The sequence below is a fragment of the Rhizobium sp. SU303 genome, from assembly GCF_021052345.1.
Classification (GTDB): Bacteria; Pseudomonadota; Alphaproteobacteria; order Rhizobiales; family Rhizobiaceae; genus Rhizobium; species Rhizobium laguerreae.
Window position 1 is genome coordinate 4,966,975 of record NZ_CP088095.1, and the last position, 22,972, is coordinate 4,989,946.

At 62.4% G+C, this 22,972-nt stretch carries 19 protein-coding genes; 6 read left to right on the plus strand and 13 right to left on the minus strand.

All coding sequences use genetic code 11. The annotated features are described in order from the left end of the window. Window positions 1–111 precede the first annotated feature (111 nt). The gene (locus RlegSU303_RS24360; protein WP_131719521.1) at window positions 112–1,644 is read left to right on the plus strand and encodes a YifB family Mg chelatase-like AAA ATPase; all 1,533 of its coding nucleotides are present in this window, start codon (window positions 112–114) and stop codon (window positions 1,642–1,644) included. A gap of 178 nt (window positions 1,645–1,822) precedes the next feature. On the opposite strand, the gene RlegSU303_RS24365 is transcribed toward RlegSU303_RS24360, so the two are convergent. The 3 genes from RlegSU303_RS24365 to RlegSU303_RS24375 all read right to left on the minus strand — a co-directional run bounded on the left by RlegSU303_RS24365 (window position 1,823) and on the right by RlegSU303_RS24375 (window position 4,917). Beyond that, window positions 1,823–2,890, minus strand: a complete 1,068-nt coding sequence (locus tag RlegSU303_RS24365; RefSeq protein ID WP_131643958.1) for a DUF4037 domain-containing protein — start codon at window positions 2,888–2,890, stop codon at window positions 1,823–1,825. Window positions 2,891–3,192: 302 nt separating this feature from the next. After that, the gene (cysK, locus tag RlegSU303_RS24370) at window positions 3,193–4,155 is read right to left on the minus strand and encodes a cysteine synthase A (protein ID WP_020052580.1); all 963 of its coding nucleotides are present in this window, start codon (window positions 4,153–4,155) and stop codon (window positions 3,193–3,195) included. A 144-nt stretch (window positions 4,156–4,299) separates the two neighbouring features. Continuing rightward, on the minus strand, window positions 4,300–4,917 hold the full coding sequence (locus tag RlegSU303_RS24375; protein ID WP_131643959.1) for a LysE family translocator: 618 nt from the start codon (window positions 4,915–4,917) through the stop codon (window positions 4,300–4,302). Window positions 4,918–5,193: 276 nt separating this feature from the next. On the opposite strand from RlegSU303_RS24375, the gene RlegSU303_RS24380 reads away from it, so the two are divergent. Then, window positions 5,194–5,712 carry a Dps family protein gene (locus RlegSU303_RS24380; protein WP_131643960.1) on the plus strand — a complete coding sequence of 173 codons (519 nt, stop codon included), beginning with the start codon at window positions 5,194–5,196 and terminating at the stop codon, window positions 5,710–5,712. Window positions 5,713–5,773: 61 nt separating this feature from the next. Here the strand turns inward: RlegSU303_RS24380 and RlegSU303_RS24385 are convergent, their stop codons facing one another. Next, the gene (locus RlegSU303_RS24385; protein WP_205913506.1) at window positions 5,774–6,688 is read right to left on the minus strand and encodes a DMT family transporter; all 915 of its coding nucleotides are present in this window, start codon (window positions 6,686–6,688) and stop codon (window positions 5,774–5,776) included. 99 nt (window positions 6,689–6,787) lie between these two features. Between RlegSU303_RS24385 and RlegSU303_RS24390 the strand changes: the two genes are divergently transcribed. Then, complete coding sequence (locus RlegSU303_RS24390) at window positions 6,788–7,252, plus strand: Lrp/AsnC family transcriptional regulator (RefSeq protein ID WP_131643962.1); 465 nt, start codon at window positions 6,788–6,790, stop codon at window positions 7,250–7,252. A 4-nt stretch (window positions 7,253–7,256) separates the two neighbouring features. On the opposite strand, the gene RlegSU303_RS24395 is transcribed toward RlegSU303_RS24390, so the two are convergent. Both RlegSU303_RS24395 and dut read right to left on the minus strand, forming a co-directional pair. After that, entirely contained in the window at window positions 7,257–8,156 is a 900-nt protein-coding gene (locus RlegSU303_RS24395) for a GNAT family N-acetyltransferase (protein ID WP_131719523.1), read from the minus strand. Next, window positions 8,156–8,626: a dUTP diphosphatase gene (dut, locus tag RlegSU303_RS24400; protein WP_131719524.1), complete on the minus strand. Its 471-nt coding sequence runs from the start codon at window positions 8,624–8,626 to the stop codon at window positions 8,156–8,158. Before dut ends, RlegSU303_RS24395 begins: the two co-directional genes overlap by 1 nt. Window positions 8,627–8,716: 90 nt before the next feature. On the opposite strand from dut, the gene RlegSU303_RS24405 reads away from it, so the two are divergent. Continuing rightward, window positions 8,717–10,300, plus strand: coding sequence for a peptide chain release factor 3 (locus RlegSU303_RS24405; protein ID WP_131719525.1), 1,584 nt, complete (start codon window positions 8,717–8,719; stop codon window positions 10,298–10,300). 114 nt (window positions 10,301–10,414) lie between these two features. Here the strand turns inward: RlegSU303_RS24405 and RlegSU303_RS24410 are convergent, their stop codons facing one another. The 4 genes from RlegSU303_RS24410 to RlegSU303_RS24425 all read right to left on the minus strand — a co-directional run bounded on the left by RlegSU303_RS24410 (window position 10,415) and on the right by RlegSU303_RS24425 (window position 18,720). Beyond that, entirely contained in the window at window positions 10,415–11,749 is a 1,335-nt protein-coding gene (locus RlegSU303_RS24410; RefSeq protein WP_017962959.1) for an HlyD family type I secretion periplasmic adaptor subunit, read from the minus strand. Between the two features lie 20 nt (window positions 11,750–11,769). Further along, window positions 11,770–13,494, minus strand: coding sequence for a type I secretion system permease/ATPase (locus tag RlegSU303_RS24415; protein ID WP_131643996.1), 1,725 nt, complete (start codon window positions 13,492–13,494; stop codon window positions 11,770–11,772). 81 nt (window positions 13,495–13,575) lie between these two features. Beyond that, window positions 13,576–17,121: a DUF5801 repeats-in-toxin domain-containing protein gene (locus RlegSU303_RS24420; RefSeq protein ID WP_131719526.1), complete on the minus strand. Its 3,546-nt coding sequence runs from the start codon at window positions 17,119–17,121 to the stop codon at window positions 13,576–13,578. Between the two features lie 708 nt (window positions 17,122–17,829). After that, window positions 17,830–18,720, minus strand: coding sequence for a LysR substrate-binding domain-containing protein (locus tag RlegSU303_RS24425; protein ID WP_231283337.1), 891 nt, complete (start codon window positions 18,718–18,720; stop codon window positions 17,830–17,832). A gap of 114 nt (window positions 18,721–18,834) precedes the next feature. On the opposite strand from RlegSU303_RS24425, the gene RlegSU303_RS24430 reads away from it, so the two are divergent. Further along, on the plus strand, window positions 18,835–19,542 hold the full coding sequence (locus tag RlegSU303_RS24430; protein WP_131643968.1) for a glutathione S-transferase family protein: 708 nt from the start codon (window positions 18,835–18,837) through the stop codon (window positions 19,540–19,542). Between the two features lie 45 nt (window positions 19,543–19,587). Here the strand turns inward: RlegSU303_RS24430 and RlegSU303_RS24435 are convergent, their stop codons facing one another. Continuing rightward, the gene (locus RlegSU303_RS24435; RefSeq protein ID WP_131643969.1) at window positions 19,588–19,974 is read right to left on the minus strand and encodes a RidA family protein; all 387 of its coding nucleotides are present in this window, start codon (window positions 19,972–19,974) and stop codon (window positions 19,588–19,590) included. 27 nt (window positions 19,975–20,001) lie between these two features. Here RlegSU303_RS24435 and RlegSU303_RS24440 point away from each other — a divergent pair, with 27 nt between their 5' ends. Beyond that, the gene (locus RlegSU303_RS24440) at window positions 20,002–20,583 is read left to right on the plus strand and encodes an Lrp/AsnC family transcriptional regulator (protein WP_094086868.1); all 582 of its coding nucleotides are present in this window, start codon (window positions 20,002–20,004) and stop codon (window positions 20,581–20,583) included. A gap of 298 nt (window positions 20,584–20,881) precedes the next feature. Here the strand turns inward: RlegSU303_RS24440 and RlegSU303_RS24445 are convergent, their stop codons facing one another. Together RlegSU303_RS24445 and RlegSU303_RS24450 are read right to left on the minus strand one after the other, a co-directional pair. Continuing rightward, window positions 20,882–21,283: a GFA family protein gene (locus RlegSU303_RS24445; protein ID WP_131719528.1), complete on the minus strand. Its 402-nt coding sequence runs from the start codon at window positions 21,281–21,283 to the stop codon at window positions 20,882–20,884. A gap of 67 nt (window positions 21,284–21,350) precedes the next feature. Beyond that, entirely contained in the window at window positions 21,351–22,883 is a 1,533-nt protein-coding gene (locus tag RlegSU303_RS24450) for a S10 family peptidase (RefSeq protein ID WP_131719529.1), read from the minus strand. Window positions 22,884–22,972: the final 89 nt, after the last annotated feature.

A 22,972-nucleotide genomic window follows, 5' to 3' on the forward strand; every position in this document is an offset into this window, starting at 1 on the left:
ACTATGTTCTTTGATTGTTCTTGTTTTATTCCAGCTTCCATGCCAGATTGCAACCGCTGGCCCTGAACGGCCGGGGGCGGTATAAGAGTTTGCGGGACAAGGGATGGGCATATGGTCGCGCGTGTCAGTACGGTTGCATTTCAGGGTATCGAAGGTGTGCCGGTCGAGGTCCAGGTCATGGTCGCGCCCGGCAAGGTCGGCATGCAGATCGTCGGCTTGCCTGACAAGGCGGTGGCCGAAAGCCGTGAGCGCGTGCAGGCGGCCCTCCACGCCTCCGGCCTGGCGCTGCCGGCGAAGCGCGTGACGGTCAATCTGGCGCCGGCCGACCTGCCGAAAGAGGGCTCGCATTTCGATCTGCCGATCGCCCTTGCCCTGATGGCCGCCCTCGGCGCCATTCCCGCCGATGCGCTGTCGAACTTTGTCGTCGTCGGCGAGCTCAACCTCGACGGAACGATCGCCGCCATATCAGGCGCGCTGCCGGCTGCGATCGGCGCCAATGCGCTCGGCAAGGGATTGATCTGCCCGGCCGAAAGCGGCGCCGAAGCCGCCTGGGCAGGCGCCGAGGTCGATATTCTCGCCCCGCGCAGCCTGATCGCCCTTGCCAATCATTTCCGCGGCACGCAGGTCCTATCCAGGCCGGAAGCGTCGATCCGCGCCAATGCCGCAAACCTGCCGGACCTTGCCGAGATCAAGGGCCAGGAAAGCGCCAAGCGGGCGCTCGAAGTGGCCGCGGCCGGCGGTCATAACCTGCTGATGGTCGGTCCTCCCGGCTCCGGCAAGTCGATGCTGGCGGCGAGGCTGCCGTCGATCCTGCCGCCGCTTTCGGCCGCCGAACTGCTGGAGGTGTCGATGGTCCATTCGATCGCCGGTCAGCTCTCCGGCGGCAAGCTTTCCGATCGCCGGCCCTTCCGTACCCCGCATCATTCCGCAACCATGGCAGCCCTCGTCGGCGGTGGCCTGCGCGCCCGTCCCGGCGAAGCCTCGCTTGCCCATCACGGCGTGCTCTTTCTCGACGAGTTTCCCGAATTCACGCCGCAGGCGCTGGATGCGCTGCGCCAGCCGCTCGAAGGCGGCGAATGCGTCATTGCGCGTGCCAATCACCGCGTCTCCTATCCGGCGAAATTCCAGCTGATCGCGGCGATGAACCCCTGCCGCTGCGGAATGGCCGGCGAGCCGGGCCATACCTGCGCCCGCGGCCCGCGCTGCATGAGCGATTACCAGGCCCGCATCTCCGGCCCGCTGATGGACCGCATCGATATCCGCATCGACGTGCCGGCCGTCTCCGCCGCCGATCTGATCCGGCCGATGGCGGCCGAAACCAGCGCCGACGTCGCGCGCCGCGTCGCCCGCGCCCGCGAGATCCAGCAGGAGCGCTTCGAAAGCACCGGCGCAAAGGGCATCGGCACCAATGCCCGCTGCTCGACTGCGATGATCGAGAAACTGGCCGAGCCCGATGCCAGCGGCCTGCAGCTGCTGCGCGACGCCGCCGAGAAGATGAAATTCTCCGCCCGCGGTTACCACCGCGTGCTGAAGGTCGGTCGCACGCTTGCCGATCTCGACGGCAAGCCGACCGTCGGCCGCATTCATCTCGCCGAAGCCATCTCCTACCGCATCGCTGGGGAGAGACTGACGGCCGCGGCGTAAGAGGCGCGAAGCGCTCGACAGTTTGTTGGCAAGCTCGTCCTTTACTCGGCATTGTGCTTGGCATCTGCCGGAACAATCGGTTGCAGATGCTCGGGACAAGCCCGAGCATGACGAAAGAGAAGTTGGCGCCAATGAGTTCAGCAGGCCTGAATGGCACGCTTTCCGAATGACGGAGCGATCAGCTGTCCAACTGGCTCACCATCCTTTGAGAGAGCTTGGCGTCCTCAAGCAGGGGCGTGAGGTCGCTGATCTGATCCAAAGAGCCGACAATCGGCAGCTGTTTGATCCACGCATCGGTTATCGCTGAATGCGCGGCCTCTACCGTATCGTCAGCGTTGATGGTCGTAAATGGCCGGTCATGATATGGACCCACGATTGGCTCGAAAGAGGCGACGCCAATCGCATTTTGCCTGCGCGCGAGTTCCTGGTAAGCCGAAGCGAGCGCGTCCTCTCGTTCCGCCCATTCACTCGAATGTAAGGCCCGCTGCAGGTGAGGCGGGAGGGGCTCTGCGATGGGAAGCCTGGCAAAGCCACTGCCGAGCCATTTTGAATAGGGGGCGTAACGTCGCTCGAGCAGGAACCCCATTCTCATTACGTCCCGCACCAGCCGCGCGGCGATGACTCGCGAACCCAGATCGTCTCCAACTTGTCCTGCGCGACCGACAAATGCCTGCTCCTCAGCGATGCGCCGCCACTGACACGCAATCTTATAGAGCCACACATCGTCTGGGAAATACCTCAGGCGATCACGGGTCTGGCTCAAGCGGCTATCGTCATCGTGAAAAACGGCGCCTGATGTGAAGGCGAGAAGCTTTTGCTCTGCAAAGCCCAGCCATTGAAGAGCGTTGAGGTTTTCGACCGACCGAACGGCGAAGTGGCCTTCCAATAGCGCTTCGAGCGTATGAAACTCCAGTCCGTGTTCAGACGCTCCTGCCGCCTCGACGCCATTTGCCGGCGGATGTGGTCGGCTGCGCCAGCCAATAGGCTCCCCAAGATAGTCAGCCGGCGCAACTTTGGAAAATTCATCGACCAGTCGCCGTGCACAATTGCCGAAGTCGTCTCGGCCCAGGAAGATGTGGACGCGTGGCCCCCAGTTGTGGTCCTTGGAAACGTCATCGTCAAAACCGAGTAGCTCCGAGCCATAGCCGATCAGTGCTGCGGAATAGCGGAGCTCTGGCGCAACCTCATTCAGCCAGGGCCGAACGATATCGGTATAGAAACCTCGTGATAACTGGATCCCCTGCATGACGTCTCACCGTAGTCTTGATGCCATCACGATTGGAAACAAAGCCGCCTCAGAGGGCCAACCGAAAATGGCCGTCGAAGGCGCCTCGACAGTTTATCCGCAGCCACGTTCTCTACTCGGCGTCATCCTCGGCCTTGTGCCGAGGATCTGCTACATATCAACCGGCTGCAGATGCTCGGGACACGCCCGAGCATGACGAAAGAGGAGCTGGGCCGACTCCATCAGCAGTCTGGGGTGGGCGCCGAAGCGCCCCGATATTCTGCGAACTTGAATGACCGGGGAAGCCCCGGCCAAATCCTGCCTCAGCTCCCCAGCCCCTCGAACAACGCCGTCGAAAGATACCGCTCGGCGAAAGACGGGATGATGATGACGATGTTCTTGCCGGCGTTCTCGGGACGGACGCCGACCTTGATTGCGGCGGTCAGTGCCGCACCCGAGGAGATGCCGACCGGCACGCCTTCGAGCCGGGCAACCAGGCGCGCCTGTTCGAAGGCCTCGTCATTGGTCACGGTGACGACCTCGTCATAGATGCCGGTATCGAGGATCTTCGGGGCGAAGCCGGCGCCGATGCCCTGGATCTTGTGCGGGCCGGGATTGCCGCCGGAGAGGATCGGCGAATCGGCGGGCTCGACGGCGATGATCTTGATCTCGGGCTTGCGGCTCTTCAGCACCTGTCCGACGCCGGTGATCGTGCCGCCGGTGCCGATGCCGGAGACGACGATGTCGACCGTGCCGTCGGTGTCGTTCCAGATTTCCTCGGCCGTCGTCTTGCGGTGGATCTCGGGATTGGCCGGGTTTTCGAACTGCTGCGGAATGACGGCATCGTCAAGGGAGGACGCCAGTTCCTCGGCCTTGGCGATGGCGCCCTTCATGCCCTTTGGTCCCTCGGTCAGCACCAGCTCGGCGCCGAGCAGCGCCAGCATCTTGCGGCGTTCGACCGACATGGTTTCCGGCATGGTGAGGATCAAGCGGTATCCCTTGGCGGCGGCGGCAAAGGCGAGCGCGATGCCTGTATTGCCGGAGGTCGGCTCGATCAGCACCGTCTTGCCGGGGGTGATCTTGCCCTGGGCTTCGAGGCTTTCAATCATCGCGACGCCGATGCGGTCCTTGACCGAGGCGATCGGGTTGAAGAATTCGAGCTTGCCGATCAGGTTCGCCACGACGCCCTTTTCCCGCGCCAGCTTGTCGAAGCGCACGAGCGGCGTGTCGCCGATGGTCTCGGTGATCGAGGAATAGATGCGGCCGCGGCCGGGCTTGTGCGACATGGGTGCCTCCCTTTGAAATCCTGTCTCTGAAATCGAGGAGGAGAATAGGGTCAAAGGCCGGTCTAGGCCAGCCCGTGTTCATCCCGGGGAGGCGGTCCTCGGAGAAAATAACCTTTGAAAACCGGTCCTTGCCGAATGTTTATTTCAGGCGGCCCGCGTGGCGATGAAGGCGGCCGTGCCCGCGAGGATGCCGGCCGCAACCCGGTTCAGCGCCTGCAAGGCCCGCGGCTGCTTCAGCATCGTGCGGGCTCGCGAGGCAAGCAGCATATAGGGCACGAGCACGACGATCAGCACGACGAAGGTGGCGGCGAGCAGGAGCGCATAGTCTCGCAGGCCGATATTGCCGATATCGATCAGCGTCGGCACCAGGGCGACATAGAAGAGCATCGTCTTCGGATTACCAAGCGTCACCAGCAGGCCGGAGAGGAAGGACAGGCCGATATTGGTGGATTTCCGCGCCGCGATATCCTGCGGCAACAATCCCGCCGTCCAGAGTTTCCAGGCGATGTAGCCGAGATAGAGGACGCCGGCGATCTTGATTGTTATGAACACTTCGGTGAAGGTTTGCGCCACGAAGGCCAGGCCGAGAATGACCGCTGTCAGATAGGCCATGTCGCCGAGCACAAGGCCGAGACCCATGAAGAAGGTCTCGCGGAAATTCGAGCCGAGCGCGCGTGCGACAATCGCGGTGATCCCCGGTCCCGGAATGGCCGCGGCGATAAACAGCGCTCCGGCATAGGTCAACAAGGCGGCAAGGCTCATGATGCGCTCCCTTCTTTTCCCCCGCTGTTTTATATCCGGTGCCTGCAACCATCAATCCACCGGCGTTGATGGGTGCATCAGCGGCGAGAATGCTTCGCCAGACTGGCAAGAATGCTTGCTCGCCGGTTGCCCACGACCTTGAAGAACCGGGAGCCTCACGTATTTGTTGCGGTGAAGAACTCCGCTGGGCACTCATCGTCACGGCCGTCTTCATCAACATGTCATCGTCGCCCTATCAGGTCCCCCATATCGCTTCGTCACCCAAGGAGAAAACGGATGTCCCCCACACAGGCCGAGAAGACCAGACTTGCGCCCCTGAAGACGCCTTCGGATCTGCCGACCAATGCCATCACCGATATTTCGGCAGCACTCACCGCGCTGCTCGCCGATGTCTTTGCGCTCTATCTCAAGACCAAGAATTTCCACTGGCACATGTCAGGCCCGCATTTTCGCGATTATCATCTGCTGCTCGACGAACAGGCAGAGCAGATCTTCGCCATGACCGACGACATTGCCGAGCGTGCCCGTAAGATCGGCGGCACGACACTGCGCTCCATCGGCCAGATTGCTCGCCAGCAGCGCATTTCGGACAATGACGCGGATTTCGTCACGCCCGAGGACATGTTGTCGGAACTGCGCGGGGACAATGCGCAGCTCGTTTCGCTGCTGCGCGAGGTGCATGACCTCTGCGACGAGCATAATGATGTCGCAAGCGCCAGCCTGATCGAAAACTGGATCGACGAGGCCGAGCGCCGCACCTGGTTCCTGTTCGAAACGACGCGCGGGCAGAAATAATATCGGCATGTCCCGGGCGTGCTTGCCATGCCCAGGCGTGCTTGCCACGCCCGCCCGGTTCTCAGCTCTCCAGCGCCCGCGGCCGCAGCCACCGCGGCGTCCAGCCGAGATTCATGCCGGCGGCGGCAAAGAGAATGATCGCCGCGCCGGCGACCTGCATCGGCTGCAGCGCATGGCCGAAGGCCAGCCGGTCGACGAGGATCGCTGCGATCGGATAGATGAAGGACAGGGCGCCCGTGAGATGCGTGGGCAGCCTCTGGATTGCGCCGTAGAGCAGCACATACATCAGCCCGGTATGGACGACACCGACGGTAACGAGGATCGCCCAGGACCTGACGTCCCCCGGCGGATGGGAGAAATCCGTCATCGGCGCCAGCATCAGCATGCCGGTTGCGACCTGGATGAGCGCGATCAGATGCGGCGGCGTGCCTTTCAGCCATTTCGCGGCAAGCGCTGCAAGCGCGTAGAAGAAGGCAGCACCCAGCGCCATCAGGATGCCGAGGCCGTAGCCGTCGAACGCAGCGCCGCCCGCACCGGGCTTCCCTTGGACGATCGCCATCATGCCGGCGAAGGCGAGCGCCAGCCAGAACAGCTTGGTCGCGGTGATCTTCTCGCCGAGAAAGAGCGCGCCGAGCGCCAGCAGCATGAAGGGCTGGGTGTTATAAACAGTCGTCGCGATCGAAATCGTCGCATGCGAATAGGAGGCAAACAGCAGCAGCCAGTTCAAGACGATGGCGATGCCGCCGAAAATGGCGATGCCGAAGGCACGCAGCGTGATGATACCGGGCCGCAGCAGCCCAAGAGCGCCGCAGATGACAAGCAAGGTGAGCGCGCCGAACAGGCAGCGCCAGAAGACAACGCCGCTGACGGGTTGTCCCGACATGACGACGAACCAGCCGATCGTTCCCGAGATCAGCATCGCTGCCGTCATTTCCGCCGTGCCTCGTCTGATGTCGCTGCCCATGATTGCCTCCATTTCGGTGACATAAGAATATTGCGGCGAGAGGCGATTTTATATATTGATAAGAAGGAAGTTGATCGAAACTACCTAATCATAAGAGGAAAATTGGTCGCCGTGGCTAATGATGTGCAATCGCTCGACGAAATCGATCAGGCCATTCTGGAGGCGCTAGCCGGCAATGCGCGGATCTCGCTTAAAGAGCTGGCCCAGCAGGTCGGCCTCTCTTCGCCAAGTGCTGCCGAGCGCCTGCGCCGGCTGGAGGAGCGCGGCGTCATCAAGGCCTTCACCATCGATCTCGATCCCGCCGCCGTCGGTTATCCCCTGCAGGCGATCGTGCGCGTGCGTCCGCTGCCGGGACAGCTGCACATCGTCGAGCGTATCATCCAGGAAATTCCCGAAATCATCGAATGCGACAAGGTGACGGGTGATGATTGCTTCATCGCCCGCCTGGTCATCCGCTCCATGGCCGACCTCGACGGCATCCTCGACAAGGTCGCCGAAAGGGCGGAGACCAACACCGCGATGATCAAAGCCTCACCTGTCAAGCGCCGCCTGCCGCCGCTTTCGCGCCGGAAATAGGGGGTTAGAATTCCGCCATCGGCGACAGCATCGCCGGAAAATCCGGGGCGGCGTCGCCAAGCCCGCGCAGCATCAGCCTCGTGCCGCTTTCCAACGATTGTGGAACACCCTCCCAGCCGAGCTTGTCGGGACGGAAGAGCACCTCGACGGAGGCGGGCGCGATCTTAAGCCCGCTAAGGATCGCTGCAAGCGACGGCATATCAGCCGCCACGACGTCGAGAAGGCTGAAGCGGCCCGCCTCATCGATCTTCCAGGCGATCACTGCCTGTTTGTCTTCGAGGAAGCTGATGCGGATGTCGGGATCGAGTTGAGTGTTGATCAGAAACATCGCCGCATTGACTGTGGCCGCCAGCGAGGTCGAAACCGGGCTGCGTCCTTTCAGTAGCGCTTGCAGCAGCGCAAGATCCTCCGCGTTTGTCGGCAAAAGCGGCCGGGCGCGGGCGGCGGAAGACGAAGGGTCGGGAGCCGCGCCCTCGTATCGGTGCAGCGGTATCGCGCGGAAGCCGTAGGCTTCGTAGAGCGACGGCTTGTCGGTATAGAGGATGACCGCCTCAAAACCCTGCCGATCGCACCAGTCGAGCGCTTTCACCGTGACGTCGCGATAGAGCCCGCGGCCGCGCCACGGCGGCCGCACGGCGCCCGATTGCAGCCCGGCGGCATGGACGATCCTGCCGTTGAGGACGAAGGGCAGTGCAAAGGCCGAGATATTGGCCGTAAGTTCGCCTTCGGCATCAAACCAGCCGAAGGGCATGCTGGTAGGGTCGGGTCCGCCGAGCTGTTGCAGCGGCCCGATATCGATGCCGAAAGTATCCTTGAGCAGGCAGACCAGGGCCGCCCAGCCGGCGGGGTCGCCGAAATAGTCCTGCCGGAAGGTCAGGCCCGCGCTATCGAGGCGCTCCGTCATCAGACGCCGGTGGAGCCGAAGCCGCCTGCGCCGCGCACCGTTTCGCTTGCCGCGGTATTCTCGGCCACCCGCGTCTGGGTCACCGGTGCGATCACCATCTGGGCGATGCGCATGCCGCGCGAGATGACGAAGGGCTCGTCGCCGAGATTGACCAGCAGCACCTTCACCTCGCCGCGATAGTCGCTGTCGACGGTGCCCGGTGAATTCAGGCAGGTGATCCCGTTTTTGAAGGCCAGGCCGGAACGCGGCCGCACCTGTCCCTCGAATCCTTCGGGGATCTCGAAGATGAAGCCGGTCGGCACCAGCGCCCGTTTGCCGGGCAGAAGTGTCAGCGGTGCTGCCTCGTCGACGGCAGCGCGCAGGTCCATGCCGGCCGCTCCCTTGCTTTCATAGGCGGGCAGGTCGAGGCCTTCGCCATTGGCTAAGCGGATCAGGTTCAGCGTCGGGCGCGTATCGTGATGAATGGTCATGGCCCATTACTTTGCGCCCGAAGGCCCGAGTCAATTGCATTGCCGGGCTTTAATCGCTAGATACGCGGCAATTCCACAGGATTCACACGCATGGCCGAAAGTCTCGCCGAGGCGGTCTCCCGCCGCCGCACATTCGCTATTATCGCCCACCCGGACGCGGGTAAGACGACGCTCACCGAAAAGCTGCTGCTGTTCGGCGGCGCCATTCAGCTTGCCGGCGAAGTCAAGGCGAAGAAGGATCGCATGCAGACGCGCTCCGACTGGATGAAGATCGAGCGCGAGCGCGGCATCTCCGTCGTTACCTCGGTGATGACTTTCGAATATAACGATAACGTCTTCAACATCCTCGACACGCCGGGTCACGAGGATTTCGCCGACGACACCTATCGCACGCTGACAGCCGTCGATGCCGCGGTCATGGTCATCGATGCCGCCAAGGGCATCGAGCCGCGGACGCTGAAGCTTTTCGAAGTCTGCCGCATGCGCGATATCCCGATCATCACCTTCATCAACAAGATGGACCGCGAAAGCCGCGACCCCTTCGAGATCCTCGATGAGGTGGAAGAGAAGCTGGCGCTGGATACGGCGCCGATCACCTGGCCGATCGGCCGCTCCAAGACCTTTTGCGGCTCCTACAATATCGCCGCCAACACGGTGCGCGGTTCGGATACCGAAATTGAGGGAACGCCGGTCAATGGCCCGCAAAGCGTGGCCGGCAGGCTGCCGGAAAACGAGCGCCAGGTCTTCGTCGAGGAGACCGAGTTGGCGATCGAGGCCTGCCGTCCCTTCGACCGTCAGGCCTTCCTGGAAGGCCATATGACGCCGGTTTTCTTCGGCTCGGCGCTGCGCAATTACGGCGTTCGCGACCTCATCGACGCGCTCGGCGATTTTGCGCCGCCGCCGCGTGACCAGGTCGCCGATACCAGGACCGTGCATGCGACCGACGACAAGATGACGGCCTTCGTCTTCAAGATCCAAGCCAACATGGATCCCAATCACCGCGACCGCATCGCCTTTGCCCGCATTTGCTCCGGCAAGCTCGAGCGCGGCATGAAGGCAAGGCTCGCCCGCACCGGCAAGCAGCTCGGCCTGACGGCGCCGCAATTCTTCTTCGCCTCGCAGCGCCAGCTCGCCGACACCGCCTATGCCGGCGACGTCGTTGGCATTCCGAACCATGGAACGCTCCGGATCGGCGATACGCTGACCGAGGGTGAATCGCTGGTCTTCCAGGGCGTGCCGAACTTCTCGCCGGAGATCCTGCGCCGCGTGCGTCTGGAAGACGCGATGAAGGCGAAGAAGCTGAAGGAAGCCCTGCAGCAGATGGCCGAAGAAGGCGTCGTCCAGCTGTTCTCGCCGGAAGACGGCTCGCCGGCGATCGTCGGCGTTGTCGGCGCCCTGCAGCTCGACGTCTTGAAGGAGCGGCTGATGGCCGAATACGGCCTGCCGGTCTCCTTCGAAATGTCGCGTTTCTCCGTCTGCCGCTGGATCTCGGCCGAGCAGCCGGCCGATCTGGAAAAATTCCTCACCGTCAAACGCGGCGATATCGCCCGCGATCTCGATGGTGACCCGGTCTTCCTCGCCCAGGACGGCTTCTCGCTGCGTTACGAGTCAGAGCGCCATCCGGCAATCAAGATGGTCGCGATCAAGGAATATCACGCCGCCAAGGCGGCGTGATACTTAAGCCCCGAATGCTGTGGTGAGGCTCGCTGGTAAGCGGTCGCTGCGGCATTGACATTTGCGCGTCATCGAGCCCAGTCAGGCAGCGAAAAAGCCGTTGGGGGCCTGCGGCTATTTTTCCCGCATCGCTCGGCGGAAGTTCTGGGCGATCGGCTCAGCCAGATATGAAAGCACGGTGCGAGCACCCGTCCGGATCATCGTTTCGCTCGACATGCCGGGCATCAGCTTGCGGCCCTCCAGCTTGGCGAGTTCGCTCTTGTCGATCACCACGGTCGCGGCGAAATAAGGTGCACCGCTGCGCTCCTCCGTCATCCGGTCAGCCGACACGACCTCCACGACGCCGTCGAGCGGCGGGAGGCTGTAGCGGGCGAAGGCCGGGAAACTGACGCGCGCGAGCTGTCCGGGGGCGATCGTTTCGACGTCCTCCGGCCTGACCATGGCCTCGACCACGAGTTGCTGTCCGAGCGGCACGACGGTCATCAGTGTCTCGCCGGGTTTTACGACACCACCCGCCGTGTGGACCTTCAGGTCCATGACGATGCCGTCAACGGGGGCGACGACATTGGTACGGGCAAGCACGTCCTTGGCGGAACGCTCCTCCTGTCTGAGGTCGAACAACTCCGCCTCGACCTTGCTCAACTCTTCGACAGCCTCGTTGAGCCGCACCGTGCCGAGGTTCAAGATCTGCATGTCGATCTCGGCCATGGCGCTTTTGGCGCGAGCGATGGCCGCAACGTTGGTGGCGCGCTCCCCCTCGATCTCCCGCTGTTGCCGCCTGAGCATCAGGTTCCGCTCGCGCGTGACCAGCCCACGCTTGATCAGGCTTTCAAGGTCTTTGGTTTCGCCCTCGAGTGCTTCGATCTGCTTGTCCTCGGTGACGATAAGCCCCTCCAGTCCCGTTATCTCTTCCTCGGTCTGGTGACGGCGCTGGCTGAGAATTTCCCGCTCGTCCTTCAGGTTGTCGTGCTTCGCGGCGAACACGTCACGCTGTGAGGCCACCGCGTCCTTTGCGGCTTTGTCGCGGTTTGCAAGCAATGCCGGATCAAACTCGATCTCGGCCTTGCCGTCACGCTCAGCCCTGAGACGAGCGGCAAGCGACTCACGCGTTGCTATCCGGTTCTGGATCAGGTCAAGCCTCGCCTTTGCCGGTGTGTTGTCGAGCTGGATGAGGACCTTGCCCGCCTTGACGATATCACCGTTGGCGGCGTGCAGCTCTGCGATGATGCCGCCCTCGAGGTGCTGGATGAGCTTGCGGTCGCCGGCAACCTTGATCACGCCCGGTGCCACGGCGGCGCTATCCAATGGTGCAAGCGTCGCCCAGCCCCCCGCCATGCCGAAGAACAGGAACATGATCGCGAAGCCGGTGAACGTCACGCCGGTGAGACGCAGGGGGACCGGTGCGGCGGGCGGCGAAACGGGTAGCGGAACGACCTTCATATCCTGCATGTCTGTTTTCTTTTCCTGGCTTATTTCGCCACTATGGTCGGCATCTGGCTAACCTTGCGGGCGCGCGCGGCGAGCTCATTGAAGACATAGTCGCGTGGACCGAAGAGGTCCTGTTGGCCCCGGTTGAGGATCAATATCTTGTCAACCGTCTCCATGATGTTCGGTCGGTGCGCGATCAGGATGACAGTCGTGCCTGTCGCCTTGACCGTGCTGAGCGCGGCGATCAATGCCTCCTCACCCTCGCGGTCGAGGTTGGAATTGGGCTCGTCCAGGATAATGAGGGCCGGGTCGCCGTAGAGTGCTCGCGCCAACCCGATGCGTTGGCGCTGTCCGCCTGATAGGACCGCGCCGGATTCGCCGATCTCTGTGAGGTAACCTTTCGGCAGTCCTTTGATCAGTTCGTGAACTCCCGCCAGCTGTGCGGCCTTGACCACCTTGTCGAAGACCACTGGGCTGAGCTTTGCGAAGCGGCAGATGTTTTCGGAGACGGTACCGGCGAAGAGCTCGATGTCTTGCGGCAGGTAACCGACATAATGGCCACGATCTTCCGCCGCCCATTGGGCAACGTCCATGCCATCAAGCAACGCGCGCCCTCCAGATGGACGCCAGGCACCGGCCAGTATTCGCGCAAGGCTGGTCTTGCCGGCCGCGCTCGGGCCAATCAGCGCCATTGCTTCACCCGGCTCGAGGTGGAAGTTGATCCCTTTCAGGATAGGCTCGCCGCCCTGTCGGGCAAGCACAAGGTTCTCGGCCTCAAACCTGCCTTTCGGTCGTGGTAGTGGCAGAACCGGTGTGGCCTCCGGATGCTGCCCGGCGACTGCGGCGAGGCGCCGGTAGGCGGCGCGTGCTCCGACCGTCGCCTTCCATGTGCCGATCGCTTGCTCGACCGGGGACAATGCGCGGCCCATCAGGATCGAGGCGGAGATCATGATCCCGGGGGAAGCTTCGTTGCGAAGGACGAGATAAGCCCCAAGGCCCAGTATGGCCATTTGCAGGGCCAGCCGGTGACAACGCGCGATGGCAGCGATCACGCCGCCCCGGTTGGCGGCAAGAACTTGTCCCTCATTTGCCTCGTCTTGCTGCGCCTTCCAGCCCACCAGCAACGGCTTCAACATGCCCATCGCCTGGACGACCTCGGCGTTGCGGATCGCCGCCTCAGCCTGGACGTATGCCCGCGACTGTGCGCTTGCGGCCTCGGCCAACGGCTTGCGTGTGAGGTATTCATTGAGCAACGCCAGCGCAAACAGGACGATCCCGCCGCACAGCGCCAACCAACCCAGCCAAGGGTGCATGAAAAATATGGCGCCGAAAAATAGCGGCGCCCAGGGCGCGTCGAGGATCGGGAAGATGCTCGGGCTGGTGAAGAAGTTCCGGACTTGATCAAGGTCTCGCAGCGGACGGGCGTTGGCCTGGCCGGGCGCTGAGGCGGCATATTCGACCGATGCGGTCAGGAGAACGGGTGCCAACCGCGCGTTCATCCACGATCCGACGGTTGCCAGAAGACGCCCGCGCACCACCTCCAGAGCCGCCATCGTCGCGAGTGCCGCTGCCGCCATCAGCGACAGCATCACCAACGTCTCCAAGCTGTGGCTGGACAATACGCGGTGGTAGACTTGGAGCATGTAAAACGCCCCGGTCAGCATCAGCACGTTGATGCCACCGCTGAACCAGATCATCGGCCCAATGGCGCGTCTGGCCTCCTTCATCACCACCTGCAGGGCAGGGGGCTGTTGCTTTGGTTTCATCATTATGTCTCGGGTGTACGAGGTTACACAGCGTGCAAAGAAGTCCGGGGGCAGCCTCGGCTGCCCCCGTTTGGTCACGTGTCAGGCGACGTCAACAAGGATGTGCTGCATCGCTGTCTGATCGCCATCGGCGTCCTCCACCTGGAAGGCGAAGTCGAGGTTGGCGTTCGGCGTCTCGGTCACGGTCGAGGTGAAACCGATGTCGGTGATCTTCAGCACGTCATTATCGGTGGCGTCGAAGTTTACCAGACCGCCGGTCGCATTGCTGCCGCCATTGGCGCCGGTCGCCTTCACCAGGTCGATCGCCGTATTGTTGCCGGTGATTCCGTTGCCGGACTGCATGATCTGCGCCCCCTGCAGTACGTAGTCTTCGCCGGCGGCGTTGTAGTCGTTCTGCTCGACGATCACGAGGCCGTCATTGTTGTCGAGCGTGAACTCGCCGTTGTATGGGGCCGGCACCTGACCTGCCTTGTAGATGTCGGCATTCGACACGTACATGGCCCGGGTGATGGTCGCGTTGTCGTCCGCGGTGCCGGCGATATTGTCGGCGCCGTTCTTGTCGATCAGGTTGAGGATCAGCATCAGGTCCTCGCTGTTGCCGATGCCGTCGAACTTGATGGCCATCGTGCCGGCGGTCGCCGTCGGGGTCGTGGCCTCGTTGGCAATGCCGACATTGCTGTTGAAGAACCGCAGCGTCAGCAGTTCGTCTTTCTGGATCGTATCGCCGGCGACACCGTTGGTGCTCTGTGTCGCAGACACCCACGTTGGATTGTTGTTGCTGACCATCTCGTGACCACCGATGGTGAAGGTGGAGTCGGCGGATGACCCCTGCCCATTGTTCGTCAAGCTGAACGGGTTGCCTCTGTTGATCGCGTTGCCCGTGAATTGCACGTAGAAGTCTTCATCGTGAGGCGTGTTCGCGTCATCCGCCTGCAACCGTTCCAGCACGATCTGCGGGTGGCCGGTATTGCCGGTGGGCTCCTTGGACAAGAGCTCGCTGGTGTGGAGCACGTCGAAGCTGAAGCCTTCGAGCGGGTCGGTCAGGTTGACCGTATAGGTGTCGCCGGCCTTGTCGAAGACGAGGGTGCCGCCCGCCGTGCCCGCCTGGACGCCGGCTGCCGGATCCTTGTCATAGGTGAAGGTGAAGTTGAACGTCGCCGAGGTGAGGCTCTCCGACGCCAGCGTCACATTCGAGGTGACGAGATTGCCGCCGCCGCCGCCGGTGATCGTGCCGGTCAGTCCGATCTGGACACCGGTCGTCCCGCCATCCTGGTCGACAAAGTCAGAACCGCCACCGGTGTAGAAAGCCGCCGGGTGGACATCCGCCCCAATATTGTAGCCGAAGGCGCCGCTGGCCGAGGCGTTGAGCACGTTGGCCAGGGTTTCGTGCTGGATGCCTGTGAGGGCCGGGTTGCCGTCAAACGGCACCGTGATCGTCGGCCCGTCATCCTGGAAGTAGAGGCTCTGGCCGATATAGCGGGTGGAGGTTGCCTGATCGCCGTCGCCATCGGTGATGGTTGCGGTCAAGGTGATGTCGGAGGCCGCCAGGGTGGTGATGTCGTCCGGGTTGTTGGCATCGGCATGGACAACCGCCCTTGCCTGGTCGAGGGTGATGACGCCGGCAGCGCTGACGCTGACGGTGAAGACGACCGGACCGCCAGCTCCGGCGCGGCCGACCACGCTGCCGCCTTCGAGGAAGAGCAGGACGGATTGGCCGGTTTCGGTATCGGTAAGACCGCTGACATTGTTGTTCGGGTTGATGCCGAGCGCATGGGTGATTTCGTTGCCAATGCCATCGGCCCCCGGGAAGGCGACGAAGTAGGCGCCGAAGTCGGCGCTGACGTTGGTCGTCAGATCGGTATCGTCGACGATCAGTGGAAACGGGCCGCCTTTTACCCCGATTATCGGCTTGTCATCCTCGAAGTTGAGGCTCTGGCCGATATTGTGGGTGGCTGCGGCGTGATCGCCGTCGCCGTCGGTGATGGTCGCGGTCAGGCTGATGAGGTCGGCGGCGGCCAGAGTGATGCTGTCGTTGGGGTCGCTGGCATCGGCATGGACCACGGCCCGCGCCTGGTCGAGGCTGACGAGGCCGGCAGCGGTGACGCTGACGGTGAAGACGACCGGGCCTCCGGCTCCGGCGCGGCCAACGACATTGCCGCCTTCGACGAAGAGCAGCACGGACTGGCCGGTTGCGGTGTCGGTGAGGCCGCTGACATTGGTGATCTGACTGATGCCGAGCGCATAGGTGATGGCGCCGCCATCGGCCCCCGCATTCGCGGTGAAGAAGGTCGCGAAGTCGCCGCTGGCATTGGTGGTCAGGTTGGTCTCGTCGACCGTCAGTTGCGGCGGGGTGCCGGTTGCCGTGATCGCCGGGCCGTCGTCGTCAAAGTTGATGAAGGAGCCAACCTCTTCATTGTAAGCGTTGCTTACCTCGCCCCCATAATGCACCTCTTTGACATCGAAAAAGTCTTTCTCGGTGTCGATATTCCTGATGGTGAAGCGATCGAATGTTCCGCCAGCTCCGCCTGCGGTCGTGAAGTCGATCGTCACGCCCTCGCCGACATCCTCGAGGATCAGTCCAGTGCCGGCCAGATTGACCGTGATGCCGAGCTCAGCGGCTGTTTTTGTCACACCGTTCAGCTTGAATGTCACGCCGGTGATATTGATCTCGGCATCGTTGTCGTCAGTGGGGAAGTCAGCGCCTTCAACATTGTCGTCATTATTATAGGCGTGGATCTCGATGTCGGCGACGGTGCTGGTCGGCGTCGACTGCGAGATCGAGAAGCCGGCGGTGGAGACGTTCTCGAGGTGGGTGCCGTAGTCGGGCGCGGTTGGCGTGTTGGTGAAATCCTTGCCGGCGCTCTGGGTGCCGCCGGTGATCAGGTCGATCTGGAGCTCACGGCCGAAGCGTACGTCTTGCGATGCGACACCCAGGCCTTGGGTGCTGACGTTGACTTCCGCCTGCACGCCATTGTCGTGAGCCGTGACGAGGATCTTCTGGGGGCTGGCTGCGTCGGCGTCGAGAATATACCAGTTGTTATGTCCGGACGGGGCGTCGCCAAGCTGGCTGAAATTGACCACCGAGGTTCCGCTGACCGAGGCGAACACCTTGTTCGTCAGATCGATGCGGTCGTCGGCATTGGTCGCATCCGTATGGAACAACGGCACGTACTGGACCGTGTACAGGTCCGCAGCGGCGCCACTGCCGATCAGCGCTAGCGAGAAGGCGAGCGGCCCGGTTTCAACGGGCTCGGTGAGCGGGTTAGAGGTGCCGATGACGCCGATCACCACATTTGGACGTGTCGGGTCCTGGAACAGCCAGACATAATTGCCGTCAACGGTGCGAACGCCGCTGTTGACGCCGACCGTGGTGGAGAACGGGGTCCCGGAGGCGTTCTGGGTGAGAACGACCGAGGTGATGGTTTCCCCGGCGCTCGCCGAGGCCACGACGAAATTGCTCTGGTAGGCGACCTCCGGTGAGGTCAGCCCGCCGGTAACGTCAAGACCTAACAAATATTGCAGCGTGGTATTGGCGTTGTGCGGCGGTGTGGCAGGGTTGATATCGTCGTCGGTCAGACCGGTGGTCTCGTCGATAATGATGTCCTGGGTGGTGATGTCGAGTGCCATGGAATTTCTCCTTCGGTTCGGGCGTTTATGCGGGATACAGGCCTCAGATGCTGAAGTGCATCCGCATGGGCCTACCCCTTTGCGCACTGAATTTGCGGCTCTCGATCGACGACCATCGTGTCGTCGATAGAGAGCGGTAGTCCATCTCGGTTGGAGGGGTATTAAGCCTAAAGAACCAAACGCTTTAAGACTAAAGTCCGTATCTGGGGCTACATAAAAACAACTCCGAAGCTCTTTTTTAGAGATCTGCAAGAAAGAGTTGTTAAAGTTCCGATATGGCTGTTGAAGGCGATGTTAACCCCTCGCGCCCCTCGCGCGAACTATTCATCAATATTATGCATACTACAAATTCGTCTATTATGCACTTAGTCACTTCGAGCTACAATGTTAAGCTGTATTGAACTGCATTGCGGGGCTTTCTGTCTGCTCGTGGACGAATACATCGCATTTCGCATTTTACTGAGTACTGGCGGGAGACTCGGATCGTCGCGGATCGTCGAAAAAATTGAGGCGGTGGTTGTGATGAGAACAGGCTAAAGCCGGGCCGGAAGCACGAGCGAGCGCGACTTGCAGTCTCGCCGGAAGACGCCTCGCCGGCGATCCTCGGCCCCTGCAGCTTGACGTGCTGAAGGAGCGGTTGATAGCCGAATACCGCCCTTCTCCTTCGAAATGTCGCGTTTCTCCGTCTGCTGCGCTATGGGCGGAGCGTTATCCGGCAAGCCGCTCCGCCAGGAAGTCGACGACGGCGCGCACCGCCGGCAGCTGGCCGCGCCGGTGCGGCATCAGGATGGTCGTCTCGATGCTGCCCGCCGTCCATTCCGGCAGCACCCGCACCAGCCACCCGTCGGCCAGCGCCTTGCGGCAGACGGATGTCGGCAGGCAGGTGATGCCGAGCCCCGACATGGCCATTTCCATCAAGACATAAGGCTCATCCGCCGCCATGACGGAATGCAGCGCGACGAGAGCCTCGTCGTCGCCAGAATAAAGCCGCCACTGGTCCTCCGTCAGGCTTGTCATGATCGTCGCATGCTGTGCCAGTTCCTCCGGCCGGCGCGGTTCGCCATGGGCACTCACATAATCCGGCGAGGCGAGGATGAAGAAAGGATGGCTGGCGAGCTTCCGCTGCACCAGCGCCGAATCCGGCAGCGGCGTCCGGTGGCTGCGCAGCGCGATGTCGAAGCCTTCCTGGACGATATCGACGAAACGGTCCGTCACATGCACGGAGAGCCGGAGCTTCGGATAGCGCGCCGCCAACGCCGGCAGATGCTCCGTCAAGGTAAACTGCGCCGTCGGCACCGAGGCGGTCAGGCGAACGCTGCCGGCGGGTTCGGCCAGATGCCGCCGCACGATGCCCTCGGCCATCTCCGCCTCGATGATCGAGGCCTGGGCATGCTGAAAGAATTCCCGGCCGAGCTCGGTCAGCGCGAAGCTTCGCGACGTGCGCTGTATCAGCCGCACGCCAAGCCGTGCCTCCAGTTTTGCAACCCGCTTGCTCACTGTCGATTTCGGAATGCCGAGATGTCTTGCGGCGGCGGTAAAGCTGCCGCTGTCGACGGCCTGCACGAAAAGATGGAGGTCGTTGAGGTTGAAAAGCGCCATCGCCAGCTTCCAGATATGTGGACATTGCGATGCATTTATAGACTCTACCGCAAGATCGTCCACATCCTCACATTGATCGTGTCCAAACGGGTTCAATTCTGAAAGGAACGATTGATGTCACCCATATTGTTTTACGGCGTGCCGGAAGGCTGCTCCTTCGGCTCGATCGTCGCGCTGGAATGGTCCGGCCTGCCTTATCGGCTCTGCCGCGTCGAGATGCCGGAAATAGTCTCCAGCGAAGAATACAAGCGGATCAACATGGTCGGCGAAACGCCGTCGTTGCTGCTCGAAGATGGCAGGGCGATCAGCGAAAGCATGGCGATCTTGCACCATATCGGCGCCCGCGCGATCGGCAGCGGTCTGGGCTTTGCGCAGGGCTCGGCGGATTTCGATCGGCTGAACCAGATGCTCGCTTTTCTCAACACCACCTTCTTCCAGGCCTTCGGCCCGCTCTGGTATGCGATCGAGCATCCGCTGGAGCCGGAAGAGAAGCAGGTCCTCACGGCCTATGGTATCGCCGCGGTCGAAAAGGCGCATCATAGGCTGGAAAGTCTGCTCGATGGCCGCGAATGGCTTCTCGGCAACGGCCCGAGCCTGGCGGACGCCTATTTCGTCGGCATCGCCCGCTGGAACGATTTTCACAAGGTCGTCGACCGCCGGCAGTTCCCTGGCCTGCATCGCCTCTATGAGCGCATGCAGCAGGAGCCGGCCGTGCGTTTTGCCCATGCGGTCGAGCATCGGCAGGAGCCGAAAAGCAGCGGCGGTTTCCGCGGCGAGGTCGAACTGGCCGTAGCGCTCGGCCTGTTGAAACAGGCGGCCTGATCACCGCGGCCGTCGCGCCCCTGCGGCGCGGCGGCCGATCTGCCGTCAGCCGGCGGCGATGATCTCGATCTCGACCAGCCAGTCGTCGCGCAGCGTTTCGACGATGATCGCCGTGGTCGGCACGGCGCGGCCGCCAAGCGCCCGAAGACGGGCATTCTGGTTCGCCTCCATAAAGGCGCCGTCGCTGAGATAGCTCGTCAGCCGCACGATATTGGCGACCGTCATATCAGCGGAGGTGAGGATGGCGCGCAGATTGGACCAGATGAGCTCCAACTGGCCTTCCAGATCGGCCGCCGCCATTCCCTGTTGATCGAGACCCATCGTACCGCTGACGAAAAGCAGCCGGGATGGATGCCTGACCTCCAGCGCATGGATGTAATCAGGGCTGGCTGCATAGATCCCGTTTGCTGGATTGTGCGCGATCATCTCCATGAGGTTCCTCCTCTTCCGAATATTCTGTTGAAGAACGCCAGTATCGGCGATTATTCTTCGGCAGAAAGGGGAGTTTGCAGAATGGCGAAAAATACAGAGGATCTTCGGCAGGGACGCAGGCAGCAGCCGGTCATCGATGCATTCGACCGAAGAATATTAGCCGCGCTCGCCGCCGATAGCAGCCAGAGCTATGCCAGGCTTGGCGAAGTAGTTGGCCTGTCGGCGCCGGCCGTGCATGAGCGGGTGCGCCGCCTGAGGCAATCCGGTGCCATCAAGGGCGTGCATGCCGCGCTGGATGGCGCAGCCCTCGGCAAACCGCTGCTTGCCTTCGTGCATGTGGAGGCGGCGGGCTGGGGCAAGAGCGAGCGGCTGATGCAGGTCCTACAGTTTCCCGAGGTCGAGGAGATGCATTCGGTCGCTGGCGACGCCAGCGTTCTCTTCAAGGTCCGCACCGCCAGCCCGCAGGCTTTGGAAGCTTTTCTCGCCCAGATTCACGCCGTTGCCGGTGTCACCGGCACCCGCAGCTATATTGCGCTTTCCACCTATCTGGAGCGTCCGGTACAGGCCGGCGTCACCGATAACTGGCCGGACATGCCTCTGCCGGAATAAAGGCCGGATGTTAAGCCGGCGCTAGAGCCTTTCCTGGTCAGATTGAAGCAATTCTGTTGGCTCAAACGGAGTCGGATGGTCGACCGGCCGGCGCGCGTCGTAGCCAAGCTCTACGGCCAAGCCGGCCGGTCGATCAGCCGGCCCGTTTCAGCCAACCCGAAGGGCCGGGCATCTTTCCGCCAGGACAGAGGCGATCGGCTCGGACGTACCAAGGGGGTATGCCCGTCGCCAATCGCCTCTGCCCTGACGAAAACCTGCTCCGGCAGAATGCTGCAATCTAACCCGGAAAGGCTCTAGCCTAATCCTCGCCCTCGAAGCTTGGCAGCGTCTCGATATTCGCCACCCCTGGCAGCGCTGAGCGGCACCATATCCGTTTCTTCGGCACCAGTTCCCGCCGCTGGTCGATGCTGCCGATGCGGATGCCGAACCCGCCGCCGTCGCCGTCCGTGCGGTAGAGCGGTGATCCGCAATTGGGGCAGAAGAATTGCCGGCTGAGACCACCGCTGTCGCCATATTTTGCGTAGCCTCTTGGCTCGCCTGACGTGAGCGTGAAACTTCCCGGCCGCGCCGGTGCGGTGATGCGATAGGCCGAGCCCGTCAACCGCTGGCAATCGGTGCAATGGCAGATCGAGACCCGCTCCGGGTCGATCTCCGCCTGATAGCGGATCGCGCCGCAGTGGCATCCTCCGGTAATATGCATCGGCAAGTCCCCAAAGCATGTCGCGCAAAACTGTACGGCGGTTAAGCGACAAAGACATCGCCACGCTTTAGTCCGCCGGCTGAGCGGCCAAATGTGTGGCGTAGAAGGCCTTTGCATCCGCCGTGAAGGCGGCCCGCTGATCAGCTCTTGTATAGAACATATGGCCGCCGCGATAAAGCTTCAGCCCGACGCGGCCGCCGGCAAGCGATGGCGGCAGATGGTCGACCACGTAGCGGCTGACGCCATAAGGCGTCACCACATCGCTGTAGCCATGTGCGATCAGCAGATGGAAGGCCGGGTTTGAGGCGAGCAGCTGCCTGATGTCGTCAGTGGCGCTGGCCTGGAAGCGCGATCCGCCGCCGCGCCCGCCGCCCCATTCCCAGCGCCGGCTGATATCGCCGTCGAGCAGCGAATAGGTCATCTCCGTCTTGAAGCCGAGTTCGTTGCGGGCGTAATCGGCAAAGGCGCCGCCATAGGCGCGGGTGAAGCCGTCGAGGATGGCGTCGTCGCCGCGATCGTAATCCGATTCCGGATAGGGATCGGGTGCTGCAAAGGAGGCGTCGTAAGAGCTCATCACCTCGCCGCTGCCGGCGTCGGAATGTTTGACGAAGGAACTGCCGAGGAAGCCGCGGTTGCGGGTGACGATATCCTCGGGAATGCCCGTCAGGCGGGCGATCCTGCCATAGAAGGCGGAGGCCTCGGCACCCGTCGGCGGCGGCCCAGCGAGCGTCGTCAGATAGTCCCCGAGCGCGAAGGTCTCGGCTGCCTTCTGTTTCTCTTCGTCAAAGGCCTTGTGTCGGTCGAGTTCGGCGGCGGCGAGCGACGGCAGCTCTAGTGCTGCGCCGAGCGGGAACTGATCGGCATTGAACATCAGCTGACCCTCGAGCAAGGGGGAAAGCATCACCGCACCGGCGACGATAATGCCCTGGCTTTCCTGCAGCGCTGAGGCGACCTTGGCCGCGCGGAAGCCGCCATAACTTTCGCCGAGAAGATATTTCGGCGAGTTGGAACGGTTGTTGTGCGTGACATAGAGCGCGATCGCCTTGGCGATGCTCTCAGCATCGGCACTGACGTTATAATAATTGGAGGCGTCGTCGGCCTTTGCCGTTCGGCTCCAGCCGGTGCCGATCGGATCGATCATCACGAGGTCGGTGAAATCGAGCCAGCTTTGCGGGTTATCGACGAGTTTCGCATTGGCGCCATCGCGTCCATCCGGCCCGAAATCGAGCACCTTCGGCCCGACCAGCCCGAGATGCAGGAAGGCGGAAGCCGCACCCGGCCCCCCGTTGAAGGCAAAGGTCAGAGGCCGGTTCGCCCCGCTATCCCTTGCGACATAGGCGGTGTAAAAGATCGCGCCGGTCTGCGCCCCGTCCAGGCCGAAGAGATCCAGCGTGCCGGCAGTGGCGGTATAGGCAATCTTCCGGCCGCCGATCGTCAACGCGTGCTCGGTGACGGAATCGGCCGGCAGCAGCTTCAATACGCCGCCGCGCGCGCCGCTTTGGACATTCGCCCTCGGTGGATCGCTTTCCTGCGCATGGGAAAGGGCGGGGGCCAGCGATGCTACAAGCGCGGCGAGCAGAAACAGGGTTCGTATGCGCAAGATGTCTCCTCCGGCGATCGGGAATGAGAGGCTGAGATAGCGTAGCATCCGCTGCCGACGACCGGCATCAAGAGATGGTGATGGATAGG